We start from the raw sequence: 11,987 nt of genomic DNA on the forward strand, positions 1-11,987 counted from the left end.
TCATGCCAAATCGTCGTTTCCAGCAGCAAGCGTTGAACCATCCGGTCCGTACGGTGGTGCTTCTGGTCGTTTGTTTTGCTATCGTCGGGTCGGTCCTGGCCTGGTTCGCGGCCACTACGCTGGTACGTGCCGATTTCGCACGCGTTGTGAAAACCGCGCAGACAGTGCGCAGCCAGGATCTGCACCGCGCAGCCGTGGCGCTGGGCCAGTCGTTGCATGCCATGCAGCAGGCGCCGGCCTGGCTTGGCAAGGTGGGGCAGCTCCGCGAGCTGTTGGCCGATCCGGATGACGCGATGCGGGTCGACGAAGCCAACCGCTGGCTGACCGAGCTACCGGGCAAGCTGTCGCTGGATTTGGTGTGGGTGATGGATGCCACGGGCCGTGTGCTTGCCAGCAGCAATTACCGCAGCGAACTCAACCTGATCGGCGATCGCTATGATTTTCGCAGTTACTTCCGCGAAGCCATGATGGGGCACAACGCCATGCAATACGCGCGGGGCGTGCGCACCGGAGAGCCGGGCTTCTATTTCGCCGGCCCGATCCGTGCCGGTAGCCGGGTGGTCGGCGTGGTGGTGGCCAAGGTCAACGTGGAGCGAGTGGCGACTGAAATGATGACGCCGGGGCTGTTCGTCAGCGACCGCAATGGCGTCATCGTGCTGTCGGACCAGCCGTTGCTGCGCGGACGTACGCTGAGCGACGAGGCACCGGTCTATGCGCTGTCGGCGAACGAGCGGGTGCAGCGCTACCGCCAGCAGAACTTCATACCGATGCCGATCACGCGGCGCGATACCGAGCTTTTCCATGGCTTATACGCGTTGGAGGGTGAGTCAGCGCCGGTCATCTTGCTGAGCTCTCTCGTCCCCAATATCAAGGGCATGCATGTGCATGCGGTGACGCCGCTGCGTAGCTACGTGCACCTCGAAAGCCGGCGTTGGCTGGTGTTTGCGCTGATCGAGACCGCCGGCATCCTGCTGATCGCCTTCGTTTCCGCACTGCTGGTGTTTGTCAGCCGCACCAGTTCGCTGCGACTGCAGCTGATGGATGCCAATGCCGAGCTGCAGCGCCAGGCGGAAACCGACTTCCTCACCGGCGCGGCAATGCGTCGCAAGTTCGAGCAGGTGCTGCAGACCGAAATGCTGCGGCATCGACGCTACCGGCGCACGCTGTGCCTGGCACTGATCGACCTCGATCACTTCAAGCGCATCAATGATGAACATGGGCACCTGGCGGGCGATGAGGTGCTGCGCCAGTTCGTGCTCGGCTTGCAGGCACGGGTGCGCGGCAGTGATCTGCTGGGGCGGGTCGGCGGCGAGGAGTTTGCCTTGCTGCTGCCGGAAACCGATCCCGACCAGGCGCTGGCCTTGCTGGAGCGGCTACGCAGTGAGATCGCGCAGCGCCCGGTGATCTGGAACGGCAGGCAGCTGCGGCTGACCTTCAGCGCCGGCCTGGGTGACTGGCACAGGACCGAGAGCATGGAAGCGCTGATCGCCCGCATAGACCTGGCGCTGTATGTAGCCAAACAGGGGGGGCGCAACCAAATCGTGATGGCCGAAGCACCGGGCGAAAACGAGCCCTCGCCGGTTTCCGGTAAGAGTCCGGCGTGAAGAGCGCCTGGGCGATCCGCAAGTGGATGCTGCCTGGCCGCCTGGAGCAGATGGCCGATATCGGGATCTCCGGCCTGAGCCTGACTGCAGCCAACCAGGGCGGTGCGCCCCGCCGTTGATGCGGCGCAGTACGCGGCCAAGCGGGGCGGGCGTAACCGACTGTGCGTGGCGACCCGACTTCAGCCGATCAGGTAGTCGAGTACCAGAGCGGCGAAGATCACGCCACCGATGCGGTTGTTGGCGAGAAAGGCGGCGAAGCAGCGTTGTGGATCACGATCCTTGATGCGTGGATATTGGTCGAGCAGCACCAGCAGCGCCGCGCTGACGAGCCCGGCGTAATAGAACGCGCCACGGCCGAAAGCATGCCCGACCCACGTCATCAGGCCGAGAAACACTGCCTGGCACAGCAGAATGGCCGTCACATCAAAGCGACCGAAGGTGATCGCAGCCGTCTTGATGCCGATCTTCAGGTCGTCCTCGCGGTCACACATGGCGTAGGCGGTGTCGTAGGCCACACTCCAGCACACATTGGCAAGCAGCATCACCCATGCCGCGGCGGGCACCTCACCGGTGAGCGCGGCAAACGCCATGGGGATGCCGAAGCCGAAGGCAATGCCCAGATACGCCTGCGGGATCGCGAAGAAGCGCTTGGTGAACGGGTAGCTCGCTGCCAGCAGCACGGCGGGCACCGACAGCCACTTGGTCAGCGCATTGAGCGGCAGGATCAACAGGAACGAGATCAGCGCGAGGCTGGTGGCCAACCACAACGCCTCGCGCGTGCTCACTTCGCGTGTCGCCAGCGGCCGCGCCTTGGTGCGTGCCACATGGCCGTCGAAATCGCGGTCGGCGTAATCGTTGATCACGCAGCCGGCTGAGCGCATCAGCACGGTGCCGATGACGAAGATCGCCACCACGCTCCATAGCGGCTGGCCTTGGCCGGCGAACCACAGCCCCCACAACGTGGGCCAGAGCAGCAACAGGATGCCGATCGGCTTGTTCAGGCGCGTCAGGCGCAAATACTGGTCGAGCTTGGTGGCTACGGTCATGGCGTGGCGAAGGCAGGGGGCAGGAAGACTTCGGTGACCAGCAAGCGGTCACCGCCGGCGTAGAACAGTGAGCGGCGCGCCCACAGCCGGACGGGCAACGGCCCGACTGCGGCGACGGCCTTGCGCCACAACGGATGGCGCGTATCGACCCGGCACCACGCCAACCGGCTGCGGGCGATGGTGGGCGAGGCGAACAGCATGGAGCCGAGCGAGCGCCCGCCCACATGCACGAACTTGCGAAAGCCGCGCCGCACCGCCTGCGGCGTGGTCACGCTGTGGGCGAATACCAGCGGTTGCGTGCCCGAGAGCAGCAGCACTTCGCGCATTGGGGTGCGCTGGCGGCGGGTCTGGCCGAGTGGTGCCAGTTCGTCGCGATGCGCGGCGGTGGCGCGCTGCCGCAACACGCGCACCGAGAACGCCGGATGATGCGCAATCAGCCGGGCGGTGAGCGAGCCGGATTCGGTGAGCCAGGGGCGCAGCGGGCGCGGGGCGAGGCAGAGCGGATGGTGCCAGCGGTGTTGATGCGGCATGGACGAGTGTATGAACGGCAAGCGCGCATTATGAACCGATCGCCGACGAGATACACCTTGGGGTGGCCCGTGTCGCCGCACGCGCAAACACGCAACTGCATCCCCGGTATCAGGGTTTGCTGTCCATGGTGGGCGGGCGGTGTGGCCGCTATCATCGTCCGATGTCTGCTTCCTCTGCTCCCCCTGCCGGCTTCTGGTCCGGCGTACGCGATATGGCGCCGATGCTGATCGGTGCCGCGCCGTTTGGCCTCATCTTCGGCACGCTATCGGTCACCGCCGGCATGCCGGCCTGGGCGGCGATTGCCATGTCGCTGGTGGTGTTCGCCGGTGCCAGCCAGTTCATTGCCGTCACGCTGGTCGCGGCCAGCGCCGCGCCGTGGCTGATCATTGCCACCACCTTCGTCGTCAACCTGCGCCACGCGCTCTACGCCGCCTCGCTCTGGCAGCAGGTGATGCACTGGCCACGCTGGCAGCGCGCGCTTGGCGCCTTCGTGCTGACCGACGAGTGCTTTGCCATCGTCTATCACAAGGCCAACTCGGGCGAGCCGGTGGACATGCCGCGCTACTACTTCGGCGCTGGGTTCGCGATGTACGTGAACTGGTGCGCCTTCACCCTGGTTGGCATCGTGCTCGGCCGCGCGGTGCCCGGCATCGAGCATTGGGGGCTGGAATTCGCGATGGCGGCGACTTTCGTTGGCATCGTGGTGCCGCTGCTCAAGGGGCGGCCGCAGGTCGGCGCGGCACTGGCCGCCGGCGCCGTTGCGCTCGCCGCACATGCGCTGCCGTACAAGCTCGGGTTGATGCTGGGGGCTGCGGCCGGCATTGCCGTCGGCGTCTGGCTGGAGAGGGGGCGCACATGAGCATGGTCTGGACCCTCGCCGGCATGTTCGCCGTCACCTACGGCGTGCGCGCCGTGTTGTGGCTGGGCGATGGCCACGCCTTTCCCGACAGCGTGCGCCGCGCGCTCAACTACGTGCCGATCGCCGTACTGACCGCCATCGTGGCACCGGTGGTGTTCGTGCACGAGGGCGCGATCAACGCCGGCTGGAACAACCCGCAACTGGCCGGGGCGCTGGTGACCGGGCTCATCGTCTGGCGCTGGAACAAGCTGCTCGCCGGCATCGCCGGCGGCATGCTGGTTTACGGGGCGTGGCGCTGGCTGTTGTAAGAACCTGCTCATGGCCTTTTCGCGCCAGCGTTTGCGGTAGTGCCGATCGCGAGCAAGGCACGAGACGCGCCATGGTACGGGTACCATCAGCGACTCGTAACGCCGCGCGCGTTCGGCAATATCGCAAACCCGTAGGGCTGAGCCGTAAAACGGTCATTCACTGCGTTGCATGCCTTGCCAATAACCCGTTATTGGCTGCGCCACGCGCCTTGCGCCTGACCATTTTACGGCGCAGCGCTGGCGTGAAAAGGCCATGAGCAGGTTCTATGCGCGCGGTAGAATCGCGCTTTTGCCGCAAACGCCCAAGCCATGCCCTTCGACACCCTGAAAGCCGAACTTGCCGAGCGCCGCGCGCGCGACCTGTATCGCGAACGGCTGGTGCTCGACAGCCCGCAAGGTGCGCGGGTGACGGTGGCCAGGCGAGTGCTCATCAATTTCTGCAGCAACGACTACCTGGGCCTCGCCAGTCATCCCGCCCTCGTCGCCGCGGCGCAGCAGGGCGCGGCACGCTGGGGCATCGGCTCCGGCGCATCGCATCTCGTGGCCGGGCACAGCGCTGCGCACCAGGGTTTCGAGGACGCCTTCGCTGCCTTTGTTGGCAAGCCAGCCGCACTGAGCTTTGCCACCGGCTACATGGCCAACCTCGCGGTGATCTCGGCGCTGGTCGGGCGCGAGGATGCGGTATTCGGCGACAAGCTCAACCACGCTTCGCTCAACCACGCTTCGCTCAACGACGCTTGTCTACTGTCGCGCGGCGCTTTCAAGCGTTACGCCCACAACGACCTCGTTGCATTGGAGCGGCTGCTGGTTACCACACCGGCGCGGCGCCGGCTGATCGTGGTCGACGGCGTATTCAGCATGGATGGCGACGTGGCGCCGCTCTCCAGCCTGATCGCGCTGGCTGAACGCTTTGACGCCTGGCTCTACGTCGACGATGCGCACGGTTTTGGCGTGCTCGGCGATGGTCGCGGCAGCGCGGCCGGACTTGCATCGCCCCGGCTGATCTATATGGCCACATTGGGCAAGGCGGCCGGCGTGGCTGGCGCGGCGGTGGCGGGCGAGCCCGAGCTGATCGATTACCTCGTCAACACCGCGCGGCCCTATATCTACACCACGGCGGCGCCGCCGCTGTTGATGTGCGCGCTGCAGGCATCACTGCACTTGATCGCCGGCGAGCCGGAACGGCGCACGACGCTGCAGCGCCATATCGCCGCGCTGCGATCTGGCCTTGCCGACACCGGCTATACACTGATGGACAGCTCCACCGCCATCCAGCCCATCGTCGTGGCCGACAACGCGGCTGCCTTGCGGCTGGCAGCCGGCTTGCGCGAGCGTGGCCTCTTGGTCGCCGCGATCCGCCCGCCGACGGTGCCCACACCCAGGCTGCGCATCTGTCTGTCCGCCGCCCATGACGATGACGATGTCGCCGCATTGATCGCGGCGCTGCGCGAACTGGAGCACGCATGAATCCCGAGTTGTTCGTCGAAACCCGCGGCCATGGTCCCGATGTGGTGTTCCTGCACGGCTGGGCCATGAATGGTGCCGTGTGGCGGCCGGTGGCCGAGCGGCTGGCGGGCGATTTCTGCTGCCATCTGGTCGATCTGCCAGGCCACGGCGGCAGCGGCATGGTCGAGCCCTACAGCATCGATGCGATGGTGGCGGCACTCGACGCCGTTTTCCCCTTGCCGGTGCAGGTGGTCGGCTGGTCGCTCGGCGGCGCGGTGGCCACGCGTTGGGCGCTGGCACAGCCCGAGAAGGTCCGCTCGCTCACGCTGGTGGCAAGCTCGCCGTGCTTTGCCCAGCGCGACGATTGGCAACCGGCGATGCCGCTCGCCACGCTGGAGCAGTTCGCCTCCAGCCTGCAGACCGACTGGCGCGGCACGCTCAAGCGCTTTATCTCGCTGCAGGCGATGGGTGACGCCAGCGCGCGCGTGGTGGCGCGCGAACTAACCGACGAGTTGTTCGCCCACGGAGAGCCGCACGCCGAAGCGCTGGCCGCCGCGCTGGAATTGCTGCGCAATACCGACCTACGCGACGAGATCAGCCGGCTGGCTCTGCCCATGCTGCTGCAGTACGGTGATCGCGATACGCTGACTCCGCTCGGTGCCGCGGTCTGGCTCTCGGCGCAGCAACCCAACGCCACTTTCATCGTCCACCGTGGTGCGGCACATGTGCCTTTTGTGTCGCATCTGGACGATTTCGTCGCAATGCAGCGGAAATTTCTTGCAGCGGTCTGATACGGCGGCGGCAACCGGAAAACCGGCGCGCTATCTCTTCGCCGATCTCCGGAGAATTTGACCACTGCTTTATCTTGAATCAGCCACCTACGGTATATGCTCCGCCCTCGTAGCGCCCCTGGAACACCCGGATACTCTGGCCACCAGTCCAGAGCTGCACCTCCCGGTCCAGGGTGTTGTACTCGGCGGACCCGCGCTCGTAAGCATAACGGCGGCCGATTTGCAGTACCCGAGCGGACCCCGCTCCCGTCACGCGGGATGGGTAGTACCCGGACAGGAGTACGCCGGCCAGCTGGGTGCCGGCGTCCACGGAAAGGTTCCACTGCACTGGCTCATACGACGACAGGACCAGGATGATGGGGGAGCTACTGCGCCGGACGCGAACATCCACGCTTCCCAACTTTCGACCATTGGAAGCGGTTTCGCCCGATATGTTCGTTCCCTGGTATACGCCAACCGCTTCCACTTGGGCATTGGGGGGGAGTCCGGCTTGGGGGCGGGCCGCAATCCTGGCGGCTGGAGCTTCTGGGGCACCGATTTCGGACCCGACCCTCGATCGCTGCATCAGGCTCTGTGCTCGCGCCTGTGCTGCCAAGATATCCTCTTTTACCTGCGCGTCCAGCTTCGCCCATTGCGTTTGCTGCTCCATGCGCTCGAGCTTGACAAGTTCCTGCTCAAGGGTGAAGGCGCTGGCCAATTCACTCAGCGATTGAGGGGCGCCTGCGGGCGCGGCATTGCCCAAATAGGTGGTCTGATAGCCACGCCGGATCCAGCCGGTACGCCCCGGCAATCCCATCAGCTGTCCCTTGCTGGCCGCCGCCGGAGCCGACGCATCGACCGGCGCCAGGGTGCGGCTGGTCAAATCGAGAACCCAGGCTTTTAGATCAACACCATTGTTGGTGGCGTAGGAATCGACCAACAAGGTAGTTTCCGACAGCTTGGCGTAGCGGTTGGCCAGGAAGCCCGCCACATCCCAGGCCGTTTCCTGCCCGGTTTCCAGATTCAGTGAAGCAAAATCCCTGTTGCTGACGAAAAACAGGGTCTTGCCTTGATTCATCAGTGTTGGCGGGTGGCCGCTGCTTATTTCGGTCCGGGAAAGGCGGAAATTTTTGGTGGCAGTGGCTTGGACTCCGTCCTTGGCCCGCAAGTGCTGTACCTGGAATGCCTCCCGTGCAGAGCCTAGCCAGGCTGTCCCTTTTTCGGCGGTCGGCACGATCCAGCGCAGGTTCCTGGGGGCGGATGTATACGCTTCCATGCGACCAGTCTCGAAGTCCAGAAGTGCGGGCGAGTTGGATTTTTCATCCTGGACCAGTGCGGCACCCACGTCGGGCAACCACCCATAGAACTGCGTGAAACTTCGGGTCTCCCAGAGTTTTTTTCCCCGTTCCATATCCAGGAACACCACCCCGGAATTATCGATGTTGAATGCAGCCAAGCGACCATTTGGGGATATGGATGCATGCTGTAAAGCGGCACCTTGGAGATTGGACATCTTGGCCAGGGGCTTGCCGGAAGGGATTTCAACGGAAGCGAATTCCCCAAGGCGGGATCCGAACACCAACAGTACGTTGGCCTGCGATGCAGCCTCAAAGGATGTGGCATTGAGTCCTCCTGCCATGGAAATTGCCGAGGCACTGCCCAGAGATGCCAACGGCCGTAATGGCGGTAGCGTGAGCATGTGGCCTAGGCGGAATGTTCCTACCGTACCGGCCAGAATCTCGTCCTGTTCTGCAAGGCATTCCTGCTTAACCGGAAGTGCCTTGATTGTTTCCACGGAGTCCAAGCGACCAATGGACAAGCCCTGGGTACAGGTCAGCGACCGTAACCGGATTTGCGAGGCAACACGGGCTTCCAGGGCTTTCAGCGTGTCTGACTCGTTCATGAATGTTTCGCGCACATCTTCCAGTGCCACGCGCACTTCAGCAGATGGCGGGAAGGCGCGGTGTATTTTTTCTTCCGACGACAGAAACCGCTCGGTAATTGAACATCCGCTCAGCAAACTCGCAATTAAAATCAAAGCCCACGGGCGACCGGGAAATGCGGAATACATAAACAACACTCCAAAGTTGAGAATAGCAACGAGGGTGCCGGTAAAGTCCGCACCGTCTTGATTTGAAGCCGCCTTGAGTCACAGCGCAGATCGCCATTTTCTGTGTGCCAATGCTGAAAGTGACTGGGTGGCCGACACTGTGCCGCTGCGGTAATAATCAATTCGCAGCTTAGGGGGCGGTTAACCGGAAGGTATGCACCTTGATTTCGTTTAGGGTGGACCCACCCTGATGAATTCGGCTGGAGCCTACGCAGTTGTTGCGTCTCAGCCGTGCTATGCGGTGTTATCAGCCCAAAAAACAGGTAGATAGCACGGTGCAGCGCGCTTGAAATGACCAGACGCCCATGCACTTTCATTTGTGCGCTATCTTGCTTTTCGTGAAAGTTTTTTGCCTGGATGATTGTGCCTCATGCTTTCTATCAGCGGAATGCGCATGCCGTCCATCGACTGCGAGTGGAGGGTGGTGCTACTACAACACCACACCCGTGGTGCCTGGCGTGTGCTGGACATACTGGAGAACTGAAATCAGCCACGCCTGCTGGGCTTGGTTGCGCAATTCGCTGAGGCTTGAGTTTTCCCCTGTCCCAAGCGGATTCGTCCGGCATGGCTGGCATCACCAGTTGGGCGCATCATTGTCCGCTGAACGGAATCAAGTGGTGTTTGGCGTGGTCGATAACAGGTAGAGAGCAATCAAGGAGTGCATCATGGCCAACGGAATTTCCAGTGTGACGACGCAAGTCGGCTACACCAAGGCGGCCCCCCCGACCGAACGAATCAACAAGACCGAGGATGAAGGTCAGGATGGCGTGCCGCAGGAGAACGTCTCGCTGGGCACGCAGGACGATCAGGCGTTGACCTACGCCAACCCGCGCGCGCAGCTCGCAGCCGAGCGGCCGGATCTTTCCAAGCTGCTCGAGGAGTCCGAGCGCAAGGTCAACGAGTTCATGACCTACCTGCGCGGTATGGTCAAGGATCAGGGGTTGGAGTGGTCCAAGGTGGTCAGTGGCGAGCAAAAGCTTAGCGCCACGCCCGAGGAGATCGACGCCGCCAAGCAGGCGATCTCGGAAGATGGCGAGTGGGGGGTGAGGAAGACGGCAGAGCGCATCCTGTCGTTTGCCAAGTACGCCATGGGCGACAACCCGGAAAACCTGGAGAAGATCCGCGCCGCCGTACAGCAGGGCTTCGACGAGGCGCGCGAGATGCTGGGCGGGCAGTTGCCGCAGATCAGCGAGGACACCTATACCGCGGTGATGCAGGAGTTCGACCGCTGGGCCAAGGAAGGCATACCCGAAGGTGATACCGTCTCGCTGGCCAAGCCCAAGGCGAACGAGAGCAAGGCCTGAAGTCTGAAGGTAGGCTTATAAAAAAGCCGGCATCTGCCGGCTTTTTTATAAGCGCTGTCCATCATTCCATCTTGGGTGCTCGCCCCATCAGCTCGTCGACGATGTCGGCCACGGGCACTTCATCGAACAGCGTGCGGCACACGGCGCGGGTGATCGGCATGTCGACGCCGAGCGCCTCGGCCTGGCGCAATACTTCGCGCGCGGTCGGCACGCCCTCGGCAACGTGGCCGAGGTTCTTCAGGATGTCGGCGAGGCTCAGCCCCTGCGCCAGCAAGAGGCCGACGCGGCGGTTGCGCGACAGGTCCCCGGTGGCGGTGAGCATCAGGTCGCCTATCCCCGTGAGGCCCATGAAGGTCTCCTGCCTGGCACCGAGCGCGGCACCGAAACGGGCCATCTCGGCGAGGCCGCGTGTCAGCAACGCGGCGCGGGCGTTGAGGCCGTAGCTCAGGCCGTCGCAGACGCCGGCGGCGATCGCCATCACGTTCTTCACCGCGGCGCCGATCTCGACGCCGATCAGGTCGTCACTGGCATAGAGCCGCAGCACATGGGTATTGAGCGCCTCGACCGTGGCGCGGGCGAAGTCACCGTCATCGGCGGCGATGGTCACGGCGGCGGGGCGGCCGGCGGCGACTTCCTGGGCGAAGCTCGGCCCGGACAGCATGCCGCGCGCCACGTCGGCCGGCAGTTCCTGTTCGGCCACCTGGTGCGGGAACAGCATGGTGCCCGCCTCCAGACCCTTGCACGCCCACAGCACCGGCGCGCGGTTGCCCAGTGCCGTCAGCGCCTTGAGCGTGTCACGCAGCCCGGCCATGGGCGTAACGATCAGGATGACGGCGGCTCCGGCGATGGCAGCGGCCAGATCGTCGGTGACGGTCAGCGTGTCGGGGAAAGGGGAGTCGGGCAGGTAGCGCCGATTGATGCGATCGTTCGCCAGGGCGTGTGCCTGTTCGCTATCGCGGGTCCACAGGGTGACCGGCTGGCGGTCGGCAAAACGGATGGCAAGCGCGGTGCCCCAGGCACCGGCGCCGAGTACGGCTAGTTTCATGCGCCCCACACTTGTTCGATGCGGATATAGCCCTCCAGCCCGCCCTGATGCTTCACCCGCAGCCAGCCGTTACGGCTGTTCTCGACGAGGGTGAGCACGAGGCCGGCGGCGGCCTTGAAGGCGACCGGCGCAGCGGTGTCGGGCTTGCTGTAGACAGTGGCGGCCTTGAGCACTTCCACGGTCTGCACGGGGCTCACGTCCGCGGCCTTCACCCAGGCGATGGCGCCAGCGCGATCGCGCACGCGCAGCCATCCATCCTGTGTCGCCAGGATCTCCAGCGGCGAGCCGCGGCTGATCACGAACTGCTTGGCAGCGGTATCGACCGGTTGCTGGTAGAGCACCACGCCATGACGCGCGGCGCTACGGAATTCGAGGGCGTGTGCAGCCTGCGCGGCAAGCGCGCAGGCCAGCAACAGCGCCTTAATGGGTAGTCTGCGCTTCGCCATTGGCTTCTTGCGCGGCCTGGGCCTGACGTTGTTGCAGGTAGATCGCTTCGAAGTTGATCGGCTGCAGCAGCAGCGGCGGGAAGCCGGCGCGGGTGGTCAGATCACTGACGGCTTCGCGCAGGTAGGGGAACAGGATGCTGGGGCAGCCGATGCCAAGCAGCGGGTCGAGTTCGCCTTCAGGAATGTTCTCGATGCTGAAGAGGCCAGCCTGGGTGATTTCAACCAGGAACAGCGTGCGGTCTTCGACCTTGGCAGACGCGGTGACGGTCAGCGCGGCTTCGTAGAAACCGTTGTCAAAGCTCTTGGCATTGTTGCGGAACTGGATGTTGAATTCCGGCTGTTCCTGCTCCATGAACGCCTGCGGCGTGTTCGGCGCTTCCAGCGAAATATCCTTCACATACAGCTTCTGGATGGCAAAGACCGGTTGTTGCGCTTGCTGCTCTTGCTGCTCTTGCTGTTCGCTCATCGCGATTCCCTTCATTCAGTGTGTGTATAGAGGTGGGCAGTCTGATGCCGCC

At 63.9% G+C, this 11,987-nt stretch carries 13 protein-coding genes; 7 read left to right on the top strand and 6 right to left on the bottom strand.

Features of this window, described 5'->3' with window-relative positions; all coding sequences use genetic code 11:
* Positions 1–2 precede the first annotated feature (2 nt).
* A complete protein-coding gene (locus tag NLI84_RS15430) occupies positions 3–1,604 on the top strand; it encodes a sensor domain-containing diguanylate cyclase (RefSeq protein ID WP_255991554.1) in 1,602 nt (533 codons plus the stop codon).
* Entirely contained in the window at positions 1,601–1,723 is a 123-nt protein-coding gene (locus NLI84_RS15435) for a hypothetical protein (protein ID WP_255991556.1), read from the top strand. The genes NLI84_RS15430 and NLI84_RS15435 overlap by 4 nt, the downstream gene beginning before the upstream one ends.
* A gap of 60 nt (positions 1,724–1,783) precedes the next feature.
* On the opposite strand, the gene ubiA is transcribed toward NLI84_RS15435, so the two are convergent.
* Complete coding sequence (gene ubiA, locus NLI84_RS15440) at positions 1,784–2,650, bottom strand: 4-hydroxybenzoate octaprenyltransferase (protein ID WP_255991557.1); 867 nt, start codon at positions 2,648–2,650, stop codon at positions 1,784–1,786.
* Complete coding sequence (locus NLI84_RS15445; RefSeq protein ID WP_255991558.1) at positions 2,647–3,180, bottom strand: chorismate--pyruvate lyase family protein; 534 nt, start codon at positions 3,178–3,180, stop codon at positions 2,647–2,649. The genes ubiA and NLI84_RS15445 overlap by 4 nt, the downstream gene beginning before the upstream one ends.
* A gap of 161 nt (positions 3,181–3,341) precedes the next feature.
* Between NLI84_RS15445 and NLI84_RS15450 the strand changes: the two genes are divergently transcribed.
* The 4 genes from NLI84_RS15450 (at position 3,342) to bioH (ending at position 6,585) form a co-directional block, all read left to right on the top strand.
* Complete coding sequence (locus NLI84_RS15450; RefSeq protein WP_255991559.1) at positions 3,342–4,040, top strand: AzlC family ABC transporter permease; 699 nt, start codon at positions 3,342–3,344, stop codon at positions 4,038–4,040.
* A complete protein-coding gene (locus NLI84_RS15455; protein ID WP_255991560.1) occupies positions 4,037–4,348 on the top strand; it encodes an AzlD domain-containing protein in 312 nt (103 codons plus the stop codon). Before NLI84_RS15450 ends, NLI84_RS15455 begins: the two co-directional genes overlap by 4 nt.
* A 309-nt stretch (positions 4,349–4,657) precedes the next feature.
* Positions 4,658–5,815: an 8-amino-7-oxononanoate synthase gene (gene bioF, locus NLI84_RS15460; RefSeq protein ID WP_255991562.1), complete on the top strand. Its 1,158-nt coding sequence runs from the start codon at positions 4,658–4,660 to the stop codon at positions 5,813–5,815.
* Entirely contained in the window at positions 5,812–6,585 is a 774-nt protein-coding gene (gene bioH, locus NLI84_RS15465) for a pimeloyl-ACP methyl ester esterase BioH (RefSeq protein WP_255991563.1), read from the top strand. The genes bioF and bioH overlap by 4 nt, the downstream gene beginning before the upstream one ends.
* 79 nt (positions 6,586–6,664) lie before the next feature.
* Here the strand turns inward: bioH and NLI84_RS15470 are convergent, their stop codons facing one another.
* A complete protein-coding gene (locus tag NLI84_RS15470; protein WP_255991564.1) occupies positions 6,665–8,635 on the bottom strand; it encodes a hypothetical protein in 1,971 nt (656 codons plus the stop codon).
* 704 nt (positions 8,636–9,339) lie between these two features.
* Between NLI84_RS15470 and NLI84_RS15475 the strand changes: the two genes are divergently transcribed.
* Positions 9,340–9,978 carry a hypothetical protein gene (locus NLI84_RS15475; protein WP_255991565.1) on the top strand — a complete coding sequence of 213 codons (639 nt, stop codon included), beginning with the start codon at positions 9,340–9,342 and terminating at the stop codon, positions 9,976–9,978.
* 61 nt (positions 9,979–10,039) lie between these two features.
* On the opposite strand, the gene NLI84_RS15480 is transcribed toward NLI84_RS15475, so the two are convergent.
* From NLI84_RS15480 to secB, 3 genes are read right to left on the bottom strand one after another with little or no spacing between them, the layout of a single operon-like run.
* A complete protein-coding gene (locus NLI84_RS15480) occupies positions 10,040–11,023 on the bottom strand; it encodes an NAD(P)H-dependent glycerol-3-phosphate dehydrogenase (protein ID WP_255991566.1) in 984 nt (327 codons plus the stop codon).
* Complete coding sequence (locus NLI84_RS15485) at positions 11,020–11,469, bottom strand: SH3 domain-containing protein (protein WP_255991567.1); 450 nt, start codon at positions 11,467–11,469, stop codon at positions 11,020–11,022. The genes NLI84_RS15480 and NLI84_RS15485 overlap by 4 nt, the downstream gene beginning before the upstream one ends.
* The gene (secB, locus tag NLI84_RS15490; RefSeq protein WP_255991568.1) at positions 11,444–11,935 is read right to left on the bottom strand and encodes a protein-export chaperone SecB; all 492 of its coding nucleotides are present in this window, start codon (positions 11,933–11,935) and stop codon (positions 11,444–11,446) included. Before secB ends, NLI84_RS15485 begins: the two co-directional genes overlap by 26 nt.
* Between the last annotated feature and the right edge of the window lie 52 nt (positions 11,936–11,987).

It is taken from the genome of Chitinolyticbacter albus (assembly GCF_024437655.1).
GTDB classification, from domain to species: domain Bacteria; phylum Pseudomonadota; class Gammaproteobacteria; order Burkholderiales; family Chitinibacteraceae; genus Chitinolyticbacter; species Chitinolyticbacter albus.